A 23307-nucleotide genomic window follows, 5' to 3' on the forward strand; every position below is an offset into this window, starting at 1 on the left:
CGTTGCAGGGCAGGCGGGAGGGGCCGGTCGCCGTCGTGGGCCGGGTCAGCGCCTGAGGCGTCGCTTCGGCGTGGTGAGCAGACCGAGCCCCACTCCGAGGAGGATGGTCGCCGCCCCGAGCGCCTGCACGGGCGAGAGCAGCTCACCGGCCACGAGGGCTCCGAGGATCGTTCCGGCCAGCGGGTTGAGCAGGCCGAGGATGCCCACGGTCCGGGCCGGCAGCCCGGCGAGGCCGCGGAACCACAGCACGTAGGCCAGGCCGGTGCAGATGAGCCCGAGGTAGGCGAAGCCGAGGATCGCGGGCAGGTCCAGCGCCGGAGGAGGCCCCTCGACGAGCAGGGCGGTCGGCGTGAGCATCACCCCGGCGATCGTCAGCTGCCAGGCCGTGAACGTCAGGGAGCTCACCGGGGGCTTCCACTTCTTCGCGAGCACGTAGCCGAGCGAGGAGATCAGCACGGCCACCAGCGCGGCCACCACGCCGATCACGTCCAGCGTGGCGATCGCCGAGCCCGCCAGCAACGCCACCCCCAGGATCCCGACGACGGCCCCCACGTACGCCATGACCGGCGCCTTCTCCTTCAGCAGCAGCCGTCCGAGCACCACCATCACGAGCGGGCCCGAGGCCATGAGGGTCGCCGCCACACCGGAGGGCAGGCGTGCCCCGGAGGTGTAGACGAGCACGAAGAACAGGGCCATCGTGATGAAGGACAGGACCGTGGACCGCCACCACCACTGGCCCTTCGGAAGCTGCCGGGTGAACGCCAGCAGGAGCAGCCCGGCCGGCAGGGAACGGATCGCAGCGCCGGTCAGCGGCATGTCCGCGGGCAGCCACTGGCGCGTCACCACATAGGTGGAGCCCCACAGCACCGGCACGATCGCGGTCATGAGGATCAGGCCCAGCGGGTGACCCTGGGGCCTCACCCCGCCTCGACCTCCGAGTACTGCCCGGCTCGCACGCCGGCGTAGACGGACTCGGGGGACTCGTCGAGCTCCACGGCCACGGAGTACACGAGGTAGTCGATCGCGCTGGAGAACCCGCGCGCCGCATAGGGGCCGGGGAACGCGTCGAGCCGGGACCGGAAGTACTCGGACCCGGCGCCCTCGCTCAGGGCGTGCAGGCACTGGTAGGTCAGCAGCTCGAGCTGGCCGGGCTGACCGTCCTCGCCCTTGGGTGCCACCTGCAGGAACCGCTCCTTCACGCCGGGCCACACCTCCTCGGGGCCGAGGTGGATGCCGGCGCCGATCGCCGCCACCAGCCCGTCGGCCACCTTCGCCATCTCCGGGTACACCGGGTCGTCGGCAGTCAGCGCGGAGGCCTGCTCGGCCAGGTCCTCCGGCCACTGGTCCTGCTCGGCGAGGTCGGCGATGAGCGAGCGCAGCTTCTGCTTCTGGAACGGCGTGGTCATGCCCTCGAGCCTATCCGCGCCGCCTTCCCGACGACGGCGCGCATCCCCGCCTCCGCTGTCACCTTCCGGCGGAGGACGCCTGACTGGGTCCTTCTCACTGCCTGAGAATGCCCTCGGCATCCGTTTCCGGGCACCCCTCACCCCTTCCCTGCACACCGCTGACATCGGAAGAGTGGGGCACCCCAGGCGACGTCGGCACCCGGCCCGGGTGCCGTCGTCGGGAAGAACCGAAGGAAGGATCCTCACACCATGACCTCTGTCCTCTTCGTCGTCTCCGCCGCGGACGGCTGGACCCTGAAGGACGGCTCCGTCCACCCGACCGGCTACTGGGCGGATGAGCTCGCCACCCCGCACCGCCTGTTCCGCGAGGCCGGCTGGGACGTCTCGATCGCCACGCCGGGCGGCGTCACCCCCACCGTGGACGAGGCGTCCCTGGGCGTCATGGGCGGCACACCGTCCCAGCGCGAGCAGACGAAGGCGTATCTGACGCAGATCGGCGCCGAGCTCGACCGACCGTTGCGCCTGGAGGACGTGGACGAGGCGGAGTACGACCTCGTCTTCTACACCGGCGGCCACGGCCCCATGGAGGATCTCGCGCACGATCCCGCCTCCGGCCTGCTGATCGCCCGACGCATGGACGCCGGCGCCCCGATCGCCTTCCTCTGCCACGGCCCGGCCGCCGTGTTCGCGTCCAAGGCACAGGACGGGACCATCGCCGTGCGCGGCCGCACCATGACCGGCTTCTCGGACGCCGAGGAGAAGCTCGTGCCCGCCGCCCGCAAGGCCAAGTGGACCCTCGAGTCCCAGCTGCAGCACAACGGCGTCGTCTATGAGAAGGCCGCCATCCCCATGCGTCCGCACGTGGTGGTGGACGGGAACCTCTACACCGGCCAGAACCCGGCCTCGGCGCAGCCGCTCGCCGAGCAGCTGATCGAGGACCTGGACGCGGTCGGTCGCTGAGCCGCGCCCACGGTGCGGGGGCGGTCGGGTCTGCCGTCGTCCGGGCTCAGCCTGCGCTGCTCTCCGCGAGTCGTCGCACCGCCCGCCGGGCCTCGACATGGGAGCGTGCCCGCAGCACCGGAAGGCCGGGCCGTTGCTCCAGAGCCGCCTCCACCAGTCCAGCGGCCGTGTGTCGTGTCCGCCAGGCATAGCGGACGATGTGGTCCCGGTCCGTGAAGAACGTGGAAAGCGGCGGCTCGACCGAGGTGCCCCAGATCCGCTCACGCGTCCTCCTTCGCCGCAGCGTCCGGTGGATCACCTGACGCATCACGGTGCGCACGGGCAGGTCCAGCCAGATCATCACCGTGGCCCGCTCCAGCAGGATCGGCCGGGCGCCCCTGTACTGCCACTCGGCCACCCACCGTTGACGGGCTGCCAAGGCCCGCATGTCCTCGAGGAAGCATTCCCGGGGCGTCCAGTTCCAGCCCCAGTACAGGGAGTCCGTCTCTGTGTAGGGCAGGTCGAGCTCCGCGTGGATCTCAGCGGCGAGCGTGGACTTCCCGGCTCCGGAGGGGCCTGCCACCAGGACCCGGGAGGGGTCGAGGGGGAGTCGGGTGCCGTCGTCGGGAAGCAGGAGGGGCATGCCATGAGTATGGCGGAACCACGACGACGGCCGGGCGCCTTCCGCGGGGAAGGAGCCCGGCCGTAGGCCCAGGGAGAGCGGTCAGACGACCGTGTAGCCGCCGTCCACGAGGTAGTAGCCGCCGGTGATGAAGGAGGCCGCGTCCGAGAGGAGGAAGCAGGTCAGGGCGGAGACCTCCGCGGAGGTGCCCAGGCGCTGCATCGGGTGCTTGGCGGCGATGGCCTCCATAGCCTCGGCGTCCAGGTTGGCCTCGAGCAGGGGAGTGCGGATGTAGCCCGGTCCCACAGCGTTGATGCGCAGCTGCTGCGGGCCGTACTCGGCGGCGGCGTTGCGGGTCATGCCGACCACGCCGTGCTTGGCCGCGGTGTAGGCGGCACTGTTCGGTGCGGCGACCATGCCGTGCACGGAGGCCATGTTCACGATGCCCGACTCCTCGGCGCCGGCCTCCAGCATGGCGGGGATCTGGTAGCGCATGCCGTACAGGACGCCGTTGAGGTTGATGCCGATGACCTTGTCCCAGGCGTCCAGCTCGGTCTCTCCCACCGGTGCCGGCGGGCCGCCGACGCCCGCGTTGTTCACGGCGTAGTTCAGCTTGCCGTAGGTGTGCACGGCGAACCGGACGAGGTTCTCATTGTCCTCACGGGAGGACACGTCCGCCACGAAAGCGACCGCGGTGCCGCGGGCGTCCGTGATCTCCTGGACGACCTTCTGTGCGTTCTTCTCGTCGATGTCCGACACCACGACCTTCGCGCCCTTGACGGCCAGCTCGTGGGCGATCGCGGCGCCGATGCCGGAACCGGCTCCCGTCACGAGGGCGACGCGGTCTGCGAACGGCATGTGGGTCATGGAAGATCACTCCTGTCCTGCCCGGCGCGGGCAGCTGTTCGGGGATGGTGGCGCGGGCCTGAGCCGGCACCCGTGCCGCCCACACTGGCCGTTCACCGGGGCGCAGGCCAGCAAGGACCGGCGGACTGGGGAGATCGTCACCGGACCGTCACCTGCGGGGCAGGTCGGCGGGCTGTGGGTGAGGGCATGGGCTTATCGTGTCCGGCCTCGTCCGTACTGTGCGCGGCATGGACACAAACCCTGTGTCCGCTGACTCACCAGCATCCTGGTGTGCTTCCCGTCCTGGAGTGACAATGACCGTTTCCCGTTCGCCCCTCTTCGTCCTGACCGGCGGCCTGGCCGCCCTCGCCCTGCTGGCCGGCTGCGCCGATGCGGACACCACCGCCGCCGCGGATTCCACCCCGACGGCGGCCGCCTCCTCCTCGTCCCAGCCCGCCTCCGCCTCTGCCTCCGAGTCCTCGGACGACGCTGACAAGTCCAAGGTCGACAAGTCCAAGGAGGCCGACGAGTCGAAGAAGGCCGCGGCCAGCGAATCGGCCGCAAGCGAGTCTGCGGCGAAGGAGTCCCGCCGTGCCGAGAAGGAGGCGGAGGAGAAGGCCGCGAAGAAGAAGGCCGAGGAGGAGGCCGCTGCCCAGAAGGCAGCCGAAGAGGAGGCCGCGAAGAAGAAGGCCGAGGAGGAGGCCGCCGCCAAGGCAGCGGCTGAGGAGCAGGCCAAGAAGGAGGCTGAGGAGGAGGCCGCCGCCAAGGCAGCGGCTGAGGAGCAGGCCAAGAAGGAGGCGGAGGAGCAGGCCGCCGCTGAGGCCGAGGCCGCCGCGGAGAAGGCCGCTGCCGAGAAGGCTGAGCAGGAGCAGGCGGCGGCCGAGAAGGCTGCTGCGCCGGCTGCTCAGGCCCCGGCACAGTCCGTCTCCGGAACGCAGGCGGCCCGGAAGGCACAGTCCTATCTGGAGTTCATCGCGTTCTCTCGTCAGGGTCTGATCGAGCAGCTGGCGTATGACGGGTTCACCACCTCGGAAGCGTCCGCAGCCGTGGACGGCCTCGGCGTCGACTGGAACGCCCAGGCCGTGGAGAAGGCACAGTCCTATCTGGAGTTCATTGCGTTCTCTCGTCAGGGTCTGATCGAGCAGCTGGTGTACGACGGGTTCACCACGGCCGAGGCCACCCACGGTGTGGACAGCCTGACGGTGGACTACACGGCGCAGGCTGCGAAGAAGGCCAAGAGCTACCTGGAGTTCATGGCCTTCTCCCGCTCGGAGCTGATCGACCAGCTGATGTTCGACGGCTTCTCCGCTGAGCAGGCCGCTGCCGGCGCCAGCGCAGTCGGCCTCTGACGTCCAGGTCTGCACCATGTCCGAGGGCGGGTCTCCGTGAGGGGCCTGCCCTCGGCCGGGCCCAGGCGGGGTGCGGCGTCTGGTGCTGGGAGACAGCCGGTCCTACATTGAGCCCATGGAGACAACGCAGAACACCACCTCAGCGCCGGAGGGTGAGCAGAAGGTCGTGCGGGCCGAGCGGGAGGTCGCCGCGCCGGCGCCCGACGTCTTCGGTCTGATCGCGGACCCGGCGAAGCAGCCGGAGTGGGACGGGAACGACAACCTGCAGGAGGCCGCCCCGGACCAGCGGGTCCACGAGGTCGGCGATGTGTTTGTCATGACTCTCACGAACGGGCAGGACCGTGCCAACGAGGTGGTGGAGTTCGAGGAGGGCCGGCTGATCGCCTGGAAGCCCTCACTCGTGGGAGAGCCTCAGCTGGGCCACCTGTGGCGCTGGGAGGTCATCGCGGAAGGCGACGACCGGTGCCGCGTGATCCATACCTATGACTGGACCGGGCTGGTGGACGATCCGAAGCGTCAGGCGCGTGCCCGTGCCACGACCTCCGACAAACTCATGGCCTCCGTGGAGCGGCTGGCCGCAGTGGCCGAGTCGCTGCGGGCGTGAGACTTCGATCCGGCGTGTGTGCGTCGGACGGCGGAAGGCCCCGCCACCGAGAGCGGCTCGGTGACGGGGCCTTCGGCTGTCACGGGTTTCGGCGAAAGGTCAGGGACAGCGCGGACGCCGATCAGCGGGCGGGGTCGCTGTCCTCGCCAGGGGCTCCACAGCCCCAGGCGCTGGGGTTCTCCACGCAGTCGTCGGCGACGTTCCGGGTGACCGTGCGGAAGATGTCGGCCTGAAGCGGGTCCGACTCGCGGCTGATCGTCCCATCGATCGGTATCCATGTTTGGCCACCGTCCAGGGAGTATTCGCCCATGTACACGGTGTTGAGGGTCACCGTGTAGGTGCCGGTCTCCTCGTACTGGTGGCTTGTCGCGGTCTCTACGTTGAACTCGGACTGGCTCGACCCGGCCACCTCGGTCGTGCGGGTCGTTCCGTCGCCGTAGTCCCAGTGGTACTCGATGGGCGTGGCACGAATCAGTGCAGGCTCACCGTTCAAGGTCGAGTTCTGCAGGATGTAGATCGCATCCGTGTAGAAGTTCGTGTGGGCGTGACGGATGCCGCGCCCGCCGTTGTCGGCGTGCAGGCGGGGCGGCACGGTGATCAGCCCCGCGACGTCGTTCAGGTCGAAGGACTCCTGCCCCGCACCGGGGACCACGTTGCCGTCTTCGTCGACACAGACGCGGGGTCCGTAGACGATCGACCCTGCCTTGTTCTCCTCGATCCTGGTGTTCACCTCCATGCGTCGGATCCAGCGCCGGCCTTCGCCACAGAACGTCTTCAACTGGTAGTTGCAGTCCCGGAGGTCAGGTGTCATCAGCTGGTCCTGGTAGCACCCGTCGACGTAGGAGACCTGGATGTGACTGGGCTTCTTCTTGCTCTGAGACTTCTTGGCGTAGCCGTTTCGAGCTGGTCCGTTCGAAAAATCGGCTCGACCGTCGCTCTTGCAGTCTTGTCCCACGAGGAACTTCTTGTTGTGGACCTTTGCGTCAATCTCTCCCTTCTGGCACTTCGGAAAATTGGTCTCGGCGAACGCAGAGGGGGCGGCCGTCATCAATGCCATGGATGCGGTCAGTGCGACGAGAGTGAGAGTCGTAGCAGCGAAGGGTTTACTCATTTTCTGGACCGCCCGGCGCAGTGTAGGTCACATCCCAGTGCCCCTTCTCTGGGTTGAAGCGAACATCGTTGTACCAGGGGTCATCTTTGAACTCCGGCGTGGACCCGTCCTTGACGATCCCACCATTCTCATCGAAGTGAGTGCTCTCTCCCAGGGTGATCAAGGAGGTAAGCGCCAAGGCGCGTTTCTGTGGATTGTCACCGCCAACCTGCGAGGAGACCACTTGCGGCTTAGACCCTGTATGCCACTGACCTTCTGCGTAGAGCGCCTCAAGCTCCGACGCGTACCGGTGGCAGTATGCGCAGTCCTCAGACGAGACCTCGAGCATTGGGCCCGCATCACCAGTTTGCTGCAGGTAGTAGAGGGTGTCCCACCAATAGGCAACGGCAGCAGTGCCTCCTTCGTGAGTCTCCTCCTTCATCTCCTCCGGCATCTGCGGCTTCGGCACGTTCTGCGCCGGGCCGTCCTCGGAGGCGGGGACATACTCACCGCCGTCGCCGCTGCCGCCGGCCTCGGTCGAGTCCGCATCGCTGGACGTGGCGTCGCTCGCCTCGCCCTCCTCAGGCACGTCGGACTCGGACCCCTCTGAACTCGACCCCTCCGAGGCGGTGCCGTCCGAGGCGGAGGCGGGTGCCGTCGTCGTGGGTGAGGCGGTGGCCTCCTCCTCCGGGTCACCGCCGGCGCAGGCCGTCAGGCTGAGCAGAAGCGCCGCGGACAGGGCGAGCCCGCGGGAAGGTGCGCGAAAGCGCATGAGAAACCCCTCCAGATGTCTCATTCGACAGTTGACGCCACCGGCAGGTCCGCTGATCCCCAACGTCCCCGACCCCCGTGGTCGGCGGTGACTCGGCTCACAGTGTAGGCAGACCCGCCAGGACATCTGCGAGTCGTCCACAGGCCGCGTCGGCATACTTCACCCCATGGACCTGCTGCATGCCCTGATCGCCCTGGGCTTCATCGCTCTCGGCGCCGTGCTGCAGCGGGTCGCCGGCATGGGCGTCGGCATGATCGCCGCGCCCACGCTGTCCCTGCTCGTCGGCCCGATCGCCGGCGTCACCCTCTCCAACGTGGCCGCCTCGGTCGCCGCACTGATCCTGTTCCTCATGCTCCGCCGGCACGTGGACTGGCCCAGGTTCCTGCGGCTGGCGCCGCTGCTGATCGCCGGCTCCTTCCTCGGCGCCTGGGCGGTGGCCTCCCTGGACCACGGATGGCTCGAGATCCTGCTCGGCACCTGCATCCTCATCGCCATCGCCGCCGCCCTCGGTCTGCAGCAGCGGTTCACCCTCACCGGCAACAGCGCGGTCTACGGGTCCGGAGCGGTCGCCGGGTTCATGAACACCACCGCCGGGGTCGCCGGGCCCGCGCTCGCCGTCTATGCGGTGGCCGCCAAGTGGGAGCAGCGGTCCTGGGCAGCCACCCTCCAGCCGATCTTCCTGCTCGCCAACCTCACCTCGATCGGCACCAAGGCCCTCTTCGGCGCCGCCGTCCCCGGGGACGTGCACGTTCCCTGGCCGGTCTGGGGCGCCGTCCTCCTCGGCGCGCCGCTCGGCATCCTCATCGGCTCGCGCGTCGCCCGACGGGTGGACCCGGCCAAGGCACGTGTCCTGGCGCTCTGCATCGCCTCCGCCGGCGGTGTGCTGGCGGTCGTTCGAGGTGTGGGAGAACTCGTCGGCTGAACACGGCCCGGGAGTGATCGTCGCGCTCGGCCCGTCCGTTTCGTCTGGCACGCCGCGCCCTCGAGACGCCCCGGCCCTGGTCCTCACAGGTGTATCCGGCTCATCCGAATCCAGGGTGTAGTCGGGGTCTGAACCCGCCGGTCTCGAGCAGGGATCTGGCGATGTAGTTGGTCAGGTTGCGGAACCCCAGCGCCGAGCCGCGCAGGTGCTCGAGCCTGCCGTTGATCGCCTCGGTGGGCCCGTTGGAGGTGCTGGGCCGGTCGAAGTAGGCCAGGACGTCGGCGGCGCGCTTCTTCAGCGTCCTGCCGAGCTTGGTGATCTCGACCAGGGCCTTGGGGACGCCGGTGCTGATCGAGTCGATGAGCCGGGCCATCAGCTCGCGGCCGTGGCGCCGGTTCTCGTGGCGGTAGGCGGCGATCATGCGCTGGTAGACGCTCCAGGTGACCTCGACCTCGACGTGGGCGTCGTCGGCGAACAGGGTGTCCAGTCGGTCCTTCTGCTTGTCGTTGAGCAGGTCGGCGCCGGTGGACAGGGTCCGGCGGGCGGCATAGAGCGGGTCGCCCTTGCGGCCGCGGTGCCCACAGATGGCCTGCTGAACTCGCCGTCGGCACTCATCGAGCGCCTCGCGAGCGAGGCGCGTGACGTGGAAGGGATCTAGCACGGTCACCACGTCGGGCAGTTCCTCGACGGCGGCGGTCTTGAACCCGGTGAAGCCGTCCATCGCGACCACCTCCACGCCGTCGCGCCACTCCTGCGGGCGGTCGACCAGCCAGGTCTTGAACGCCTGCTTGGAGCGTCCTTCGACCATGTCCAGCAGCCGTGCCGGGCCGGTGCCATCTCGCACTGGGGTGAGGTCGATGATCACGGTGACGTACCTGTCGCCGCGACGGGTGTGCCTCCACACGTGCTCATCGACCCCGACGACCTTCACCCCCTCGAAGCGGTGCTCCTCGTCGATCAGCACCCGCTTGCCCTCGACCAGAACGGCGTCGTTGGCGGTGTCCCAGGCCACCCCGAGCCCCTCGGCGACCCGAGCCACGGTCAGGTGCTGGACCACGATCCCTTCCAGCGCCCACCGCAGAGCGCGCCGAGACAACTTGGCCCGGGGCTCGGCCGCGGCGGTGGTGTCCTGGCGCCACACATACCCGCAGCCGCTGCAGCGGTAACGGCGCACGACGACCTCCAGCGTCGTGGGCCGCCAGCCCAGTGGTTCGTGGGCAAGCCGTCGGACCACGGTGTCACGTGGTCTCCCTTCGCAGCCGCAGCGCCGGCACCACTGGTCGGGCTCGACCACCTGACAGGCCAATACGGCACGATCCGGCTCGAGTCGCTGCCCGGTGACAACGAGGCCGAGTTCGTCGAGGCGGCAGAAGGCAGTCAGGTCGGGGCTGGCGAACGCATCAGCGCGCCCGCCGACGGTAGCGTCGTGCACGTCGAGGTCTTTCGGGCTGAGTGTGTAGGAGCTCTCATCCTCGGGAGACCTCGACCCTCACCCCGACACCGACGCGCCGGCCCGCCGCGCGACGTGCGCTACGCCCTCATCTGGGAAGAGCCTCCGAACCTACCGGAGTCCGAAAGTACCGCGGTCCGAAACTATCTGATGCGCATCTTCTACAATGAGGATGCGCGTATGCACATGCATACGCACACTCCTTGGACGCCGTAGCGAGCTTCCGGGCAGACGGTCGCAGACGTCGCCCCCCTGGCTCGTTTCCCCGCCCATCAAAAAATGAACGACCGCGGACTAGCTCGGATCAAGGCGACATCCCCTCAGCATCATGACGCGCTTGTGATGCAACTGAATATAGGAAGCTTAGAGATGACGCGACCAGGACAGACCACCACGGCTTCGCACGAAGCGATCGATGCGTTCAAGAGAATCGTCGGCGACGAACATGTACTGACCTCTGAGCGTGCCACGATGCCATTCAGCAAAGGCTATCGATTCGGCGGGGGACCAGTCTTCGCCGTGGTGCGCCCCGGCACGCTGGTCGAGATGTGGCGGGCGCTGCAGGTATCCGTCGACAACAACCTCATCGTCATCCCGCAGGCATCGAACACGGGCCTGACTGGTGGATCCGGCCCCGGCTTCCAAGACTACGATCGCCCCATTGTGATCATCTCGACTCACCGCATCGATGAGGTGCACCTCATCAACGACGCGCGCGAGGCGATCTCGCTCGCGGGCACCCCGCTGACACACCTGACCGACGCGCTCGCCAAGCACCAGCGCGAGCCGCACTCGGTGATCGGGTCGACATCAATCGGCGCCTCGGTCATCGGCGGCATCGCGAACAACTCGGGCGGCAGCCAGATTCGCAAGGGTCCGGCATTCACGCGCGAAGCGATCTTCGCCCGCGTCAACGACGACGGCAAGGTCGAGCTGGTCAATCACCTGGGCATCTCGCTCGGAGACGACCCTGAGGTCGCACTCGACCGTCTACAGCGCGGCGAGTGGTCTCCCGAGGATGTCACCCCAGCTCCCGAAGACTCGAACGAGACCGAGTACGCCGAGCACTTGCGCAAGATCGTGCCTTCGCCTGCTCGCTACAATGCGAACCCCGAGTACCTGTTCGAGGCTTCCGGCTCGGCCGGCAAGCTGATGGTGTTCGCGGTGCGCACCCGCACCTTCCCTCGCGAAGTGCACCCGACCGTGTTTTACATCGGCACGAACAACACGCACGAGCTCGAAGAGATCCGTCGGTTGTTCCTCGAAGCCGACATGCCGCTGCCTATCTCTGGTGAGTACATGGGCCGCAGTGCCTTCGACTTGGCCGAGAAGTACGGCAAAGACACCTTCGTCTTCCTGAAGTTCATGAGTCCAGCGCTGCAGACGCGCATGTTCTCGTTCAAGACGTGGGCCAACGGCTTGTTCTCGAAGATTCCCGGCATTGGTCCGACCTTCGCCGACACGGTATCGCAAGCCATGTTCAGCGTGCTGCCCAACCAGCTGCCCAAGCGCATGATGGAGTACCGCAACCGTTTCGAGCATCACCTGCTGCTCACCGTCAGCGAGTCGCAGAAGGCCGCGAGCGAGAAGATGCTCAAGGAGTTCTTCGCAGAGCCCGAGCACACTGGTGAGTTCTTCATCTGCACGTCTGATGAAGAAAAGAGCGCGTCGCTCAACCGGTTCGGCGCGGCCAGTGCCGCCACTCGCTACGCCGCGTTGAAGCGCCGGCACATCGCAGGGCTCATCCCCATCGATGTGGCCCTGCGTCGCGACGATTGGAACTGGCTCGAGGTGCTGCCGGAGGAGATCGACGACCAGCTTGAGGTCAAGGCGTATTACGGGCACTTCTTCTGCCATGTGATGCACCAGGACTATGTCGCCAAGCAGGGCGTGGATCTCGAGGCGCTGCACGACCGCATCCAGCACCTGCTGGAGGAGCGCGGCGCGAAGCTGCCCGCCGAGCACAACTACGGTCGCATCTACAAGCTGCCGGAGTCCATGGAAGAGCACTTCAAGGAGCTCGATCCGACGAATACGTTCAACGCCGGTATCGGCGGCACGTCGCCGCACAAGGACTGGGCCTAAGTCCCCAAGGTAGCGCGACGCCGTGAGAGCCTGAGCGATGTCTTATCCATCTCGGGTGGACCTAGGTGTAAGAGGTCATGACGTTGTTGACTCGGGCCGGGACCAACGAGGCCGGCGGGGCGTTCCCGCAGGAGGTATGAGGCCGATGGTAGTTGTAGTGGTTCACCCACACGGCCAGCGCCTCACGCCGAGCTGTCTCTGAGGTATACGGGCGGGCGTAGAGGACCTCGTCGACCATCAGCCGGTTGTACCGCTCGATCTTCCCGTTGTGACGCGGGGTGTATGGGCGGATCCGGTGGTGCCGGCCCCCGAGCGAGACCACCTTGGCGGTGAAGTCCGCGGCCCGGTAGTTGTTCCCGTTGTCCGTGACCACCCTGTCGATCCGGATGCCGTGGGCGGCGAAGAACGCCCGCGCCCGGCAGAAGAACCCGATCGTGGTCACCGTCCGCTCATCCTCCAACGCCTCGGTGTACGCCAGCCGGGTGTACCCGTCGATCGCCGAGTGCAGGTAGGTGTAGCCGACCCGTCGGCCAGTCCCGCGCTTGGCCGCTCGCGCGTTCTCGGAGTCCCGTCCGTGAGCACGCCAGCCGCCCCCGTCAGGGATGCGCCCGATCTTCTTCACGTCCAGGTGCACCATGTGCCCCGGAGCCCGGGCGGTGATCTTCTGCGGTCGTTGGCGCAGGTCCTCACCCGTGGGCGCGAGGTCTGGCAACCGGGAGATGTCCAGCCGGTGCAGCCACCTGCCCACCGTTCGGAGGCACAGCTGGTGGCCTTCGGAGACGAGGTGGTGATGGATCCGGCGGGCTGACCACTTGCACTCCCGGCGCAGGGTGAGGATCTGGGTGACCAGGGTCGGGTCGAGCTGGGCGGGAGAGCGTCGTGGCCGGCAGGAGCGGTCTTGCAGTCCTGCCTCGCCTTCGGCACGGTAGCGGGCCACCCAGGTGGCCACCGTGGGACGTGCGACCCGGAACTCGGCGGCCACGTGCGCCTGTGGGATCCCGTCGTTCAGGTGGCGGTGGACCATCCTGAGACGGCCGGTGGGGGTCAGGGGTGCGTTAGCGTGGGTCATGAGCGGGCTCTTTCCAGCGGATGGGTGGTGTAGGAACTTCCATCCTGCCGGGCGGGGCCCGCTCGTCTCATCTCAGCCCGGGCCTCGTGCCAAGAACCTCATGACCCACAACACCTAGGGCTCGACTCCCTAGGTCCACCGGGACGGATGAGTCGAGACATCGGTCAGAGGCTGGGCAGGCCATAGAATCGCGTGGCGGCGAGGGCCGCGCCCGGTCCGAGAACGGGTCATCGCCTCACGCCGTCAGCTGACCCGCGACGGCCGGCACACCGGCGAAATCCTCGCCACCGGCCACATCGACGAGCCGGCCCGCCGCGCGACGTGCGCTACACCCTCATCTGGGAAGAGCCGTGTATCCGGCTAGCGTGAGAGGTAGATCACAGTCACCGCGGACCATGGAGGAAAAGCCGATGCGTGCGTCCAGGACCACATCACTGACCGCCCTGCTCGCCGCCGGAGCCCTCGCGCTCACCGCTTGTGGCGGAGCCGACGAGTCGGACCCGGATGAGGGAACCGCCACCGAGGCCTCGCCGTCTGCCGCCTCGCCCAGCCAGAGCGAAGGAGAATCCGCAGGGGACGAGTCCGACGGGACCGAGCCCACCGGGGACGAGTCCGCCTCGGCCACCGAGGCGTCCGAGTCGGCCGACGACGCCTCTGAATCCGCCTCGCCGTCCACCTCGGAGACAGGCTCCGCCGACGCTTCGTCTACCGACGCCTCCTCTGCCGAGGCCGGTCCGAGCCTCCCGGAGGATCCTCCGCGCTGGTCCTTCCCCCTGAACGTGGAGGGCTGGGAGACCTCCGTGATCGACAAGAACGGCATCAACCAGCTGCAGAACTCCCAGGGCTGCCGGTTCACGTCCTCCCAGAACCGCGTGCAGCCGGACCCGGACCAGAGCGCACGGGAGGCCAGCCAGGACCTTGCCGAGGAGTTCGAGCAGGGGCTGTCCAGGCAGGCCGCCGAGACCGACTTCACCTATGGCGAGGCAGAGATCCACCTGTTCATGGACGCCGGCACCACGGACGCGGTCAGCCTGTCCGGCACCTACGCCAACTCCCAGGGCCAGGAGTTCGAGACCACCTTCCTCGCCCGCGTCATCCCGGAGCAGCAGTCCTGGGTCTCGCTCCAGTACGCCTGCCCCGCGAACGCCTACGACGAGGACGAGATGGCCGAGCTGTTCCGGTCCACCCAGCTGGACAGCACAGACCCTGCCCCGTTCGAGGACTGACTCGCGGACCAGGGGAGGGCGCCGGGCCGCTAGGTTGATTCCGCCCTACACCTGCTGCGAAAGAGGTCCGCGGAGTGAGCGACGTCCCAGAGCCTGCCCCCGAGCTCCGCCAGTCCGTGCTGGCCACCCTGCGCCGCCCCGGCTGGCTGCGCACGGAGGTCCTCGCGGGTCTCATCGTGGCGCTGGCCCTCATCCCGGAGGCGCTCGCCTTCGCGGTGATCGCCGGCGTCGACCCTCGCTACGGACTGTTCGCGAGCTTCATCATGGCGGTCACCACGTCCGTGCTGGGCGGGCGCCCGGCCATGGTCTCCGCGGCCACCGGTGCCACCGCGCTGGTCCTGGCCCCGCTCGTGGCCTCCCACGGTGTGGAGTACATGCTCGCCGCGGTGGTCCTGGCCGGCGTCTTCCAGATCCTCTTCGCCCTCGCGGGCATCGCGAAGCTGATGCGCTTCATCCCGCGGTCGGTGATGGCCGGGTTCGTCAACGCGCTGGCGATCTTCGTGTTCTCCGCCCAGCTCCCGGAGCTCATCGGCGTCCCCTGGGCGGTCTATCCGCTCACCGCGCTCGGCTTGGCGGTGGTCGTCGGGCTTTCCCGCCTCGGCCCGAACGTCCCGGCGCCGCTCATCGCGATCGTGGTGGTCACCGCCGTCGCGGTGCTTGGCGGCATCCAGATCCCGGCGGTCGGCGACAAGGGCGAGCTGCCGCGGTCCTTGCCGTTCTTCGTCCTCCCGGACGTTCCGCTCACCGCGGAGACGCTGCGGACCATCGCCCCGTTCGCCCTCACCATGGCCCTGGTCGGGCTGATCGAGTCGCTGCTGAGCGCCAAGCTGGTGGACGACATCACGGACACCCGCTCGGACAAGACCCGCGAGTCCTGGGCGCAGGGTGTGGCCAACGGCATCTCAGGCCTGTTCGGTGCGATGGGTGGCTGCGCCGTCGTCGGGCAGACCCTCATGAACGTGAAGGCCTCCGGCGCCCGCACCCGCCTGTCCACGTTCCTGGCCGGCGTCTTCCTGCTCGCCTTGATCCTGCTGCTCGGCGACTGGGTGGCCCTCATGCCCATGGCCGCGCTGGTCGCCGTGATGGTCTACGTCTCCGTCACCGCCTTCGACTGGCACTCCGTCCGCCCGTCCACGCTGCGCCGCATGCCGCTGTCCGAGACGGTCGTCATGGTCACCACGGTGGTCGTCACGGTGGCCACCCACAACCTCGCCCTCGGCGTGGGCGCCGGCGTGCTCGTGGCCATGGTCGCCTTCGCCCGCCGTGTGGCCCACCTCGTCCGAGTGGAGCGGGTCCTGAAGGACGACGACGGCCGCACCACCGCCGCCTACACCGTCACCGGGCAGCTGTTCTTCGCCTCCTCCAACGACCTCTACACGCAGTTCCACTACGCAGAAGACCCGGCGCACGTGCAGATCGACCTCACCGGCGCGCAGCTCTGGGACGCCTCCACCGTGGCCGCCCTGGACTCGGTGCTGGAGAAGTACGACCGACGCGGGACCGCCGTCGAGATCGTCGGCATGGACCCGGCGAGCCGTCGCCTGCGGGAGCGGTTCGGGGACCTGCTGCGCTGAGCCGGGTCCCGGCACGGGAGGGCGCGCTTCCTCCCTGCAGCGAGGCGGCGATGTGACGATTCGCCCCGTCGTTCCCTATGGCGAACCGGGCACTGACCGGGGAGAATGGCTCCATGACCGCACAGACCGACATCGAGGCGCGCTGGACCGCGTACGCCAAGGACTTCACCGCCGTGGTGGACCAGGTGACCGACTGGCACGCGCAGACGCCCTGCGCCGAGTGGGACGCCGCGCAGCTGCTGGAGCACATGGTGACCGCGCAGCGCGACTTCGCGGCCCGCAACGGCCGTGAGGTGCCGATCTTCGACGGCTCCCGCTCCATGGACCGCCGCGTCCAGTGGATCAAGCACTCCGCCGCCATTCAGGCCCTGGCGGGGGACAAGAGCTTCGTCAACCAGACCATGTCCACGGCCCTGGGCCAGTCCACGGTGGGCGACGCCCTGCTGCGCTTCCACGGCTTCGACCTGGTGGTGCACCGCTGGGACCTGGGCCGCTCCCAGGGCATCGACGTGCAGTTCACGGACGTCGAGATGGACCGACTCGAGGCCACCCTGGACGCGTTCGGGGACCGCGCCTACACGCCCGGCATTCTCGCGGAGCCGGTGCAGGTGGCTGAGGACGCCTCCCGGCAGCAGAGGCTTCTGGCCCGCATGGGCCGCAAGGGCTGACCTCGCTCCCTTCACGACGACGGCCGCTCGCCTCCCGGCGGGCGGCCTCCGTGCGTCTGAGGGCCGGTCTCGCCCGGTGCGGGGAGACCTCGAGGGCAGGTCAGCGGCGGATGCGGTCCCAGAAGTCCGCGACGCGGCGCTCGATGTCCTCGACGATCCGCTCGAGGGCCTGCCAGTCCGCCTCGTCCGGGTCTCCCACGGGCCAGTCCTCGTAGTGCACGTGCTCGAACACGGGGCAGTCGTCCCCGCAGCCCATGGTGATCACGTAGTCGGCACTGCGGACCTTCTCGTCCGTGAGCGCACGGGGCTTCAGGCCCTCGACCTCGGCGCCGTGTTCGGTCATCACCTGCGCGACGTTCTCGTGGACGGCCTCGGCCGGGCGGGACCCGGCGGAGTCGACGTGCACCAGGCGGCCGCCGAGCTGCTGGAGGAACATGGCGGCCAGCTGGGAGCGGCCGGCGTTCTGGACGCACACGAACAGCACGCGCGGCACTCGGGCCGTCGCGCTCGGCGCGGTCGCCTGCTTCTGCCTGTCCATGTGCTCTCCCGCCTGTCGGTCCGGCGCCGGTTGTCCTGCCCGTCGGTCCGGAGCCGAGGGGCCGTCCTCAGGCTATCCAGAGCATGCGGAGCCCGCGGCCGTTCGAGCCGACCGTGTCCGGCCGGTGGTCCGGGGCGGGCGTCAGGCGCCGGGGAGCAGCTCCTGCACCAGGGCCTCCACGCGCCGGCGGATCTCGTCCCGGATCGGACGGACGGCCTCGACGCCGAGGCCGGCCGGGTCCTCCAGCACCCAGTCCTCGTAGCGCTTACCCGGGAAGAACGGGCAGGTGTCCCCGCAGCCCATGGTGACCACCACGTCCGAGGCCTGCACGGCCTCCGGGGTGAGGACCTTCGGGGTGTTCGCGGAGATGTCGATGCCCTCCTCGGCCATGGCCTCCACGGCCGCGGGGTTCACGCTGTCCCTCGGCGCGGAGCCGGCGGAGCGGACCTCGATCCGGCCCCGGGACAGGTGCTCGAGCCAGGCGGCGGCCATCTGGGAGCGGCCGGCGTTGTGGACGCAGACGAAGAGGACGGACGGGCGGGCGGTGTCGGCGGTCATCGGGAGACCCTCCTGGGGACGGTGGGATCGGCGGGGAAGAGGCAGCGCCCCGCCCACATCGAGACGTACACCAGGGCCACCAGCACGGGGACCTCGATGAGCGGGCCGACCACGCCGGCCAGCGCCTGACCGGAGGTCACGCCGAAGGTGCCGATCGCCACGGCGATCGCCAGCTCGAAGTTGTTGCCGGCGGCGGTGAAGGCCACCGTGGCCGAGCGGGCGTAGTCGAAGCCGGCCGCCTTGGCGGCCAGCAGCGAGCCGCCGAACATCACCACGAAGTACGCGAGCAGCGGCAGGGCGATCCGGGCGACGTCCCACGGGCGCGTGGTGATGGCCTCGCCCTGGAGGGCGAACAGCAGCACGATCGTGAACAGCAGGCCGTAGAGCGCCCAGGGGCCGATCTTCGGCAGGAACGTGTCCTCGTACCACTGGCGGCCGCGGGCGCGCTCGCCGATCAGCCGGGTGAGGAAGCCGGCCAGCAGGGGGATGCCCAGGAACACCAGGACGGAGGCGACGATCGCCCAGAAGGAGAACCCGGCCGTCGTCGTCTCCAGGCCCAGCCAGCCGGGCAGGACCTGCAGGTAGAACCAGCCCAGCAGGCCGAAGGCGAGCACCTGGAACACCGAGTTCACGGCCACCAGCACGGCGGCGGCCTCGCGGTCGCCGCACGCGAGGTCGTTCCAGATCAGCACCATGGCGATGCAGCGGGCCAGGCCCACGATGATCAGGCCTGTCCGGTACTCCGGCAGGTCCGCCAGGAAGATCCAGGCCAGCACGAACATCAGCGCCGGACCGACCACCCAGTTCAACAGGATCGACAGCCCCATGAGCCTGCGGTCCGCGGTGATGCGGGCGGTCTCGTCATACCGGACCTTGGCCAGCACCGGGTACATCATCACGAGCAGGCCGAGGGCGATCGGCAGGGACACGTTGCCGACCTTCAGGGAGTCCAGGGCCTCGTCCAGGCCCGGGACGAGCCGGCCCAGCAGCAGCCCGGCGGCCATGGCCAGCAGGATCCAGGCGGGCAGCCAGCGGTCGAGGAAGGACAGGCGCGGGACCTCGGCGGCCGCACTCGGCGTGCCGCCGGAGTGCCGGAGCGGGGCCCGGTCCGGCGCGGAGCGATCCGGAGTGGAGGTCATCGGGGATCCTTCGGTGACGGGGCGGTGGTGACGCACCCACAGTACACATCGATGAGCGTCGATGTATTGTGGCCCGCATGACCTGCTGCCGACCCGCCGTCCGTGAGCTCTCGGCCGAGCAGGCCGAGGCGCACGCCGCCGTGCTCAAGGCCCTGGCTGACCCCATGCGCCTGCGCCTGCTCTCCCACCTCGCCGCCCAGGACTGCGCCGCCGTCTGCTCCTGCGACCTCGTGGACCGGCTGGGCATCTCCCAGCCCACGGTCAGCCACCACATGAAGCGCCTGGTGGACGCCGGCCTGGTCACGCGCGAGAAGCGGGGGCGCTGGGCGCACTACACCGTGGTGCCGGAGGCCTTCGCACCCCTGCGCGAGGTGCTCTCCTTCGGCTGAGGGGTCGCGCATCCTCCGGCCCGACGGACACAATGGCGTCCATGAGCGAGAACTCCGCCGCAGACCTGAACGCCCTGCTGTCCGCCCCGGCCAAGGAGGTCCACGCCGAGGACGCCGTGGCCGCCGCCCTGTCCCAGGACGAGTCCCTGGCCGGCTGGACCGTCCGCGAGGGTCGCCTGCACACCGCCTGCCAGACCCCGGACTTCGCCTCCGCACTGATGACCGTGAACCAGATCGCCGCCGCCGCCGAGGCCGCGGACCACCACCCTGACCTCGAGTTCGGCTGGGGCCGCGTGGCCGTGTCCCTGGTCAGCCACGACGTCTCCGGCCTCACCTCCCGCGACCTGCGCATGGCCCGCACCGTCTCCCAGATCCTCGCCGGGGAGGGCCTGACCGCGGAGGACCACGCGTGAGCGTCCCACCGCAGGACCACCTGCTCGCCGCCTACGGCACGCTCCGCCCCGGCGAGCCGAACGAGCACATCATGGAGGGCATGGACGGCACCTGGACGCCGGCGCTGATCCGTGCCCGGCTCTACCCCTCGGGCGTCGGCCGTGCCGAGGGCTACCCCGGCGTCGTGCTCGACCCCGCCGCGGACCCGGTGCCCGTGCAGCTGTTCGCCTCCGCGGATCTGCCGGACCACTGGGGCCGCCTCGACGAGTTCGAGGGTCCCGGCTACCGCCGCGTCCCCGTGCAGGTCGAGGTGCCGGTGGAGGAGGAGACCGTCACCGCCTGGATCTACGAGCTCGTCCCGGAGGCCGTCCCCGCCGAGGGCTGACGTCCGGCGGGGTCTCAGCCGTCCCCGTCGGCCGACCCAGCCGGACGGGACGGCGAGGAGCCCTCGGAGGGTGAGCGGCCGTCGTCGTGCCCCTCGCGGGCCTCGTCCCGCTGCCGCTTCCAGCGGCGTGCGGACCACCAGGTCAGCGCGAGGACGGCGACCCAGGCCAGGGCCACGATCACGCCGTTGACCACGCCCGGCTTCGCGATGAACGCGCCGATCGACACCAGAGACACCTGACCGGGGATCGAGCCGAGCGTGGAGGCGAGTGCGAACGTGCCCAAGGGAACGCCCACGGCGCCCGCACCGTAGTTCACCGGCCAGTAGGGCAGGCCGGGTGCGCAGCGCAGGGCCATGATCGCCAGGAACCCGCGCTCTTCGAGGGCCTTGTCGATCCGGTGCGCGTGCCGACCCAGACCCTTCATGACCACCTGGTGGCCGGCGAGCCGGGCGATGCCGTACGCCCCGACCGCCCCTGCGGAGGCCCCCGCCACGGACAGCAGCGACCCTGCGAGGGGACCGAAGAGCAGGCCGCCGGCCACGGCCATGATCGTCACCGGGATGGGCGTCAGCGCCACCACGGCGTAGGCCCCGACGAACACGAGCCCGGACCACGCCCCGTAGCCGTCGAGGGTCTCGCGCAGCTCGTCCAGCTCCGGCAGGCGCACCGTCAGGGCCAGCCACAGGAACACGGCCGCCACCGCCACGAGCAGGACGGCACGCAGCACCGACTGTACGTCGGGGCCGGAGGAGGGGTGCGGGGTGCTCACAGCACGTCATCCTCCCCCATCCGGGCCCGGTTCTACTCCTCCTCGGACGGTGTGAACAGCATGTCGGCCGGGAAGAGCCCCTCGTCCTCCGCGTCCGCCTCGTGCATCCGGACCTGCCGGTGCAGGTGCTCCATGCGGGCATCGAGCTCGTTGGCGACGTCCGCGGCCGCCGTGAGCTCGGTGACGATGTGCGGCGGGATGTCCCCGTCGAACTTGTAGTTGATCTTGTGCTCCAGGGACGCCCAGAAGTCCATGGCGCTCGTGCGGAACTGCACCTCCACCACCACGAGCTTCACCCCCGTGGAGAAGTGCACCGGCACGTGCACGATGCAGTGCAGGGAGCGGTAGCCGTTCGCCTTGGGCTCGGCGATGTAGTCCTTCACCTGCAGCAGCTCGATGTCCGGCTGGGCGGTGAACAGCTCGAACACCCGGTAGACGTCCGCGCTGAAGGAGACGACCACGCGGGCGCCGGCGATGTCCGTGATCTCCGTGCGCAGCGCGTCCAGGTCGAAGGTCAGCCCGCGGGCCGTGGCCTTGCGCAGGATCGACTGGGCCGACTTCACCCGGGTGGCGATGTGCTCGATCGGGTTGTAGTCGTGCAGGTGTGTGAACTCGTCCTGCAGCACCTCCAGGCGGGACTCCACCTGGTTCAGGGCGGAGCGGTACTCGAGGTCGAAGCGCTCGAACTCGGAACGCATCGTGTCCAGCGCCTGGGCCACCGCCGGCGGCAGCCGCGTCAGATCCGAGACCGGCGTGCCGCTCAGCGGCACCAGGGCGGAGCCGGGGGCAGGGGCGTCGCCGGCCGGGGGCTCGTCCGGTTGCGGTGCGGGAGAGGGCATGGTCTCGAGGGTACTGATCGAGTCTGCGCTGTCGCTGGAGGTGGGCGCCGCCTGTGGAGAACCGGGGCGGTCCACGACGACGGCGGCTCGCCCTCCGCGTCCGGCCCGCCGTGGGCGCTCGGCCGGCTCAGACGAAGACCTTGCCGGGGTTCATGATCCCGTGCGGGTCGAACACGGCCTTGATGCGGCGCTGCAGCTCGTCCTGGACCTCGCCGAGCTCGGCGGCGAGGAAGTCGCGCTTGAGCAGGCCGACGCCGTGCTCGCCGGTGAGGGTGCCGCCGAGGTCCAGGGCGGCCCGGAAGACCTCGCCGGCGGCGTCCCACACGTGCTGCGGGATCTCGCCGGAGCCGCCCACCCCATCGGCCTCGCCGAACACGAGGATCGGATGCAGGTTGCCGTCCCCGGCGTGGGCCGCAGTGGGGATCCGGACGCCGGTGCGGGCCTCGATCTCACGGATCTGCGCGAACATCTCGACCATCTTGGTGCGCGGCACCGCCACGTCCTCCACCAGCGGGGTCCCGAGCCGCTCCAGGGCGGGGAAGGCGCTGCGGCGCAGGGCGACCAGGCGCTCGGCCTCCTCGGGGGTCTCGGCGATGCGTCCGGTGCCGCCGTTGGCCACAACCAACTCGAGCATGCGCGTGCCCTCGGCCGCCGCGCCGGGGCCGTCGGCCTGGATCAGCAGGAACGCGCCCTCCTCGGGCAGGTCGGCGCCGTCCGGGCCGGCGTAGTCCTTGATCGCGGCGAGGGTGGCCTCGTCCGCGAGCTCCATGATCGCCGGCACCAGGCCTGCCGTGGTGATCGCGGCGGCGGTGGCGGCGCCGGCCACGACGTCCGGGAAGAACGCGCCGAGTGTGACCACCTCGCCGGGGACCGCCGGGCGCAGTGCAAGGGTGGCCTCCACGATCACGCCGAGCGTTCCCTCCGAGCCGATCATCAGGGCCGTCAGGTCATAGCCCGTGACGCCCTTGACGCTGCGGTGGCCCATCTCGATCAGCGAGCCGTCCGCCAGGACCACCTTCAGGCCCAGCACGGCCTCGCGGGTCACGCCGTACTTGGCGCAGAGCAGGCCGCCGGCGTTCATCGCGATGTTGCCGCCCACCGTGGAGATGTCCTTGGAGGCCGGGTCCGGGGCCCACCACAGGCCGTGCTCGGCCAGCGCGCGGTTGAGGTCGCCGTTGAGGATGCCCGGCTCGACCACGGCCAGACGGTCCGCGGGGGACACCTCGAGGATCCGGTCCATGCCGGTCAGGTCCAGCACGAGCTCGCCGGCGCCGGCCACGGCCCCGCCGGCCAGCCCGGTTCCCGCTGCACGGACGACCAGCGGGGTCCGGGTCTCGTCCGCGATGCGGCACACCGCCTGCACGTCCTCCACGGACTGCGCGTGCACCACGGCCAGCGGGTCCGCGCCGGAGCGGTGGCCGGAGCGGTCGGTCCGCGCGGCGGTGAGGACTTCGGCGGCCGTGTCCACGCGGCCGGGCAGGGACTCGGAGAGGCGGGTCAGGACGTCGTCGGGGGAGCGGCGGTCGGTCTGCATGGGTCCAGTGTGACCCATGACATGGCTTTGACTTGCGGGGGGCGAGGGCTCCGACACCGAGTCGTCGGCTGGGGGGTATTGCGCAGGTCACAGTGTTCGCCTTGAATGGCGGCTACATGTCAGGCCGTCGAGGAGCACCC

The 23307-nt window shown here is 69.5% G+C and carries 25 protein-coding genes; 11 read left to right on the forward strand and 14 right to left on the reverse strand.

Features of this window, described 5'->3' with window-relative positions; translation table 11 throughout:
* Positions 1-45: 45 nt before the first annotated feature.
* Positions 46-921 carry an EamA family transporter gene (locus MLY01S_RS05105; RefSeq protein ID WP_245232206.1) on the reverse strand — a complete coding sequence of 292 codons (876 nt, stop codon included), beginning with the start codon at positions 919-921 and terminating at the stop codon, positions 46-48.
* Positions 918-1406, reverse strand: coding sequence for a hypothetical protein (locus MLY01S_RS05110; protein WP_067189953.1), 489 nt, complete (start codon positions 1404-1406; stop codon positions 918-920). The genes MLY01S_RS05105 and MLY01S_RS05110 overlap by 4 nt, the downstream gene beginning before the upstream one ends.
* Before the next feature lie 249 nt (positions 1407-1655).
* On the opposite strand from MLY01S_RS05110, the gene MLY01S_RS05115 reads away from it, so the two are divergent.
* Positions 1656-2366, forward strand: coding sequence for a type 1 glutamine amidotransferase domain-containing protein (locus MLY01S_RS05115; RefSeq protein ID WP_067189955.1), 711 nt, complete (start codon positions 1656-1658; stop codon positions 2364-2366).
* 46 nt (positions 2367-2412) lie between these two features.
* Here the strand turns inward: MLY01S_RS05115 and MLY01S_RS05120 are convergent, their stop codons facing one another.
* Together MLY01S_RS05120 and MLY01S_RS05125 are read right to left on the reverse strand one after the other, a co-directional pair.
* The gene (locus MLY01S_RS05120; protein WP_067189957.1) at positions 2413-2988 is read right to left on the reverse strand and encodes a P-loop NTPase family protein; all 576 of its coding nucleotides are present in this window, start codon (positions 2986-2988) and stop codon (positions 2413-2415) included.
* 81 nt (positions 2989-3069) lie between these two features.
* On the reverse strand, positions 3070-3825 hold the full coding sequence (locus MLY01S_RS05125) for an SDR family NAD(P)-dependent oxidoreductase (RefSeq protein ID WP_067190032.1): 756 nt from the start codon (positions 3823-3825) through the stop codon (positions 3070-3072).
* A gap of 302 nt (positions 3826-4127) precedes the next feature.
* On the opposite strand from MLY01S_RS05125, the gene MLY01S_RS05130 reads away from it, so the two are divergent.
* On the forward strand, positions 4128-5162 hold the full coding sequence (locus tag MLY01S_RS05130) for an Ltp family lipoprotein (RefSeq protein WP_067189959.1): 1035 nt from the start codon (positions 4128-4130) through the stop codon (positions 5160-5162).
* A gap of 115 nt (positions 5163-5277) precedes the next feature.
* On the forward strand, positions 5278-5766 hold the full coding sequence (locus MLY01S_RS05135) for an SRPBCC family protein (protein ID WP_067189961.1): 489 nt from the start codon (positions 5278-5280) through the stop codon (positions 5764-5766).
* Positions 5767-5887: 121 nt separating this feature from the next.
* On the opposite strand, the gene MLY01S_RS05140 is transcribed toward MLY01S_RS05135, so the two are convergent.
* Both MLY01S_RS05140 and MLY01S_RS12390 read right to left on the reverse strand, forming a co-directional pair.
* Positions 5888-6814: a PKD domain-containing protein gene (locus MLY01S_RS05140; protein ID WP_245232129.1), complete on the reverse strand. Its 927-nt coding sequence runs from the start codon at positions 6812-6814 to the stop codon at positions 5888-5890.
* A gap of 55 nt (positions 6815-6869) precedes the next feature.
* Positions 6870-7628: a DUF6318 family protein gene (locus tag MLY01S_RS12390; protein WP_067189963.1), complete on the reverse strand. Its 759-nt coding sequence runs from the start codon at positions 7626-7628 to the stop codon at positions 6870-6872.
* Between the two features lie 166 nt (positions 7629-7794).
* Between MLY01S_RS12390 and MLY01S_RS05150 the strand changes: the two genes are divergently transcribed.
* Entirely contained in the window at positions 7795-8550 is a 756-nt protein-coding gene (locus tag MLY01S_RS05150) for a sulfite exporter TauE/SafE family protein (protein WP_067189965.1), read from the forward strand.
* Between the two features lie 100 nt (positions 8551-8650).
* Here the strand turns inward: MLY01S_RS05150 and MLY01S_RS05155 are convergent, their stop codons facing one another.
* The gene (locus tag MLY01S_RS05155; RefSeq protein ID WP_067189967.1) at positions 8651-9982 is read right to left on the reverse strand and encodes an ISL3-like element ISPfr3 family transposase; all 1332 of its coding nucleotides are present in this window, start codon (positions 9980-9982) and stop codon (positions 8651-8653) included.
* A gap of 387 nt (positions 9983-10369) precedes the next feature.
* Here MLY01S_RS05155 and dld point away from each other — a divergent pair, with 387 nt between their 5' ends.
* Positions 10370-12085 carry a D-lactate dehydrogenase gene (gene dld, locus MLY01S_RS05160; protein ID WP_067189969.1) on the forward strand — a complete coding sequence of 572 codons (1716 nt, stop codon included), beginning with the start codon at positions 10370-10372 and terminating at the stop codon, positions 12083-12085.
* Positions 12086-12146: 61 nt separating this feature from the next.
* On the opposite strand, the gene MLY01S_RS05165 is transcribed toward dld, so the two are convergent.
* Positions 12147-13154, reverse strand: coding sequence for an IS481 family transposase (locus MLY01S_RS05165; RefSeq protein WP_067189971.1), 1008 nt, complete (start codon positions 13152-13154; stop codon positions 12147-12149).
* Positions 13155-13564: 410 nt separating this feature from the next.
* Here MLY01S_RS05165 and MLY01S_RS05170 point away from each other — a divergent pair, with 410 nt between their 5' ends.
* From MLY01S_RS05170 to MLY01S_RS05180, 3 genes are all read left to right on the forward strand, one after another.
* The gene (locus MLY01S_RS05170) at positions 13565-14380 is read left to right on the forward strand and encodes a hypothetical protein (protein ID WP_067189973.1); all 816 of its coding nucleotides are present in this window, start codon (positions 13565-13567) and stop codon (positions 14378-14380) included.
* Positions 14381-14454: 74 nt separating this feature from the next.
* Positions 14455-15954 (forward strand): SulP family inorganic anion transporter, encoded by a 1500-nt coding sequence (locus tag MLY01S_RS05175; protein WP_067189975.1) that lies wholly within the window; start codon positions 14455-14457, stop codon positions 15952-15954.
* Between the two features lie 113 nt (positions 15955-16067).
* Entirely contained in the window at positions 16068-16622 is a 555-nt protein-coding gene (locus tag MLY01S_RS05180) for a maleylpyruvate isomerase N-terminal domain-containing protein (protein WP_067189976.1), read from the forward strand.
* Positions 16623-16722: 100 nt separating this feature from the next.
* On the opposite strand, the gene MLY01S_RS05185 is transcribed toward MLY01S_RS05180, so the two are convergent.
* The 3 genes from MLY01S_RS05185 to arsB form a co-directional block, all read right to left on the reverse strand.
* The gene (locus tag MLY01S_RS05185) at positions 16723-17160 is read right to left on the reverse strand and encodes an arsenate-mycothiol transferase ArsC (protein ID WP_067189978.1); all 438 of its coding nucleotides are present in this window, start codon (positions 17158-17160) and stop codon (positions 16723-16725) included.
* Positions 17161-17301: 141 nt separating this feature from the next.
* Positions 17302-17718 (reverse strand): arsenate reductase ArsC, encoded by a 417-nt coding sequence (locus MLY01S_RS05190; RefSeq protein WP_067189979.1) that lies wholly within the window; start codon positions 17716-17718, stop codon positions 17302-17304.
* Positions 17715-18857 (reverse strand): ACR3 family arsenite efflux transporter, encoded by a 1143-nt coding sequence (gene arsB, locus MLY01S_RS05195; protein WP_082739736.1) that lies wholly within the window; start codon positions 18855-18857, stop codon positions 17715-17717. The genes MLY01S_RS05190 and arsB overlap by 4 nt, the downstream gene beginning before the upstream one ends.
* Before the next feature lie 77 nt (positions 18858-18934).
* On the opposite strand from arsB, the gene MLY01S_RS05200 reads away from it, so the two are divergent.
* Genes MLY01S_RS05200 through MLY01S_RS05210 form a run of 3 tightly spaced genes read left to right on the forward strand, consistent with a single transcriptional unit; the run spans position 18935 to position 20024 of the window.
* Positions 18935-19246 (forward strand): ArsR/SmtB family transcription factor, encoded by a 312-nt coding sequence (locus MLY01S_RS05200; RefSeq protein WP_067189981.1) that lies wholly within the window; start codon positions 18935-18937, stop codon positions 19244-19246.
* Positions 19247-19287: 41 nt separating this feature from the next.
* Complete coding sequence (locus MLY01S_RS05205; protein WP_167635502.1) at positions 19288-19659, forward strand: 4a-hydroxytetrahydrobiopterin dehydratase; 372 nt, start codon at positions 19288-19290, stop codon at positions 19657-19659.
* Complete coding sequence (locus tag MLY01S_RS05210) at positions 19656-20024, forward strand: gamma-glutamylcyclotransferase (RefSeq protein WP_209279940.1); 369 nt, start codon at positions 19656-19658, stop codon at positions 20022-20024. The genes MLY01S_RS05205 and MLY01S_RS05210 overlap by 4 nt, the downstream gene beginning before the upstream one ends.
* A gap of 14 nt (positions 20025-20038) precedes the next feature.
* On the opposite strand, the gene MLY01S_RS05215 is transcribed toward MLY01S_RS05210, so the two are convergent.
* The 3 genes from MLY01S_RS05215 to MLY01S_RS05225 form a co-directional block, all read right to left on the reverse strand.
* On the reverse strand, positions 20039-20794 hold the full coding sequence (locus tag MLY01S_RS05215) for a TVP38/TMEM64 family protein (RefSeq protein ID WP_070639467.1): 756 nt from the start codon (positions 20792-20794) through the stop codon (positions 20039-20041).
* 32 nt (positions 20795-20826) lie between these two features.
* Positions 20827-21633: a GTP pyrophosphokinase gene (locus MLY01S_RS05220; RefSeq protein WP_082739737.1), complete on the reverse strand. Its 807-nt coding sequence runs from the start codon at positions 21631-21633 to the stop codon at positions 20827-20829.
* 127 nt (positions 21634-21760) lie between these two features.
* Entirely contained in the window at positions 21761-23167 is a 1407-nt protein-coding gene (locus tag MLY01S_RS05225; RefSeq protein ID WP_067189985.1) for an FAD-binding oxidoreductase, read from the reverse strand.
* Between the last annotated feature and the right edge of the window lie 140 nt (positions 23168-23307).

Origin of the sequence: Micrococcus lylae NBRC 15355, from assembly GCF_001570885.1 — a bacterium.
In the GTDB taxonomy this organism is placed as follows: Bacteria; Actinomycetota; Actinomycetes; order Actinomycetales; family Micrococcaceae; genus Micrococcus; species Micrococcus lylae.